This window comes from Ureibacillus massiliensis 4400831 = CIP 108448 = CCUG 49529 (genome assembly GCF_000772965.1).
GTDB lineage: Bacteria > Bacillota > Bacilli > Bacillales_A > Planococcaceae > Ureibacillus > Ureibacillus massiliensis.
Genome location: NZ_JPVQ01000137.1, coordinates 1 through 521, shown reverse-complemented (window position 1 = coordinate 521; position 521 = coordinate 1). Strand labels below are relative to the sequence as shown.

The window sequence follows — 521 nt, the reverse complement described above, 5'->3', positions numbered from 1 at the left end:
TATTTTTGGTACCGCAAGCAAGTGGACAACGCCATTTTTGCCGATTTTGAGATTTGTCAAACCCGTTGGGTTTCATCTCCTTCCCAATCGGACAGATTGGAACACCTGTCGGAGATATTTGAATATCACTTTCTGTACTAAAGTTCTTCTTTGTTCGAACATTTAAATCGATGAAGGGTTCCACATTTTGATGTTCAAGTAGCTCATAAATGGCCTCAGCATCATGCGCTGCATCAAGAAGAATTTTATCAATCGTGCCCAAGGTGTACCGTTGCGAAAATTCAATTGAACTAGCCACTAGGCTGACTGAATCATGCCGGGAAGCAGGATGCAGCCGTGGATATAGCGGTAAGTCGTATTGGCTATCGCTAGTGGATATCATGTAGAGATGATATCCGTTGAAGTACTTTTCCCTAGAACTATCCCAGCCTGAGTCGATGTCGGGTTGTGAATACTGGCGTGGGTGAGTACAGTTCGTTAGTCCTTGGGCACTACAATTACAGGTTGATTTACTTCTCGGG

The 521-nt window shown here is 44.0% G+C and carries 1 pseudogene; it reads right to left on the bottom strand.

Going from position 1 to position 521, the window contains the following annotated elements:
• Positions 1-382: pseudogene (locus CD30_RS19285) on the bottom strand (transposase); the annotation flags it as partial.
• Positions 383-521: the final 139 nt, after the last annotated feature.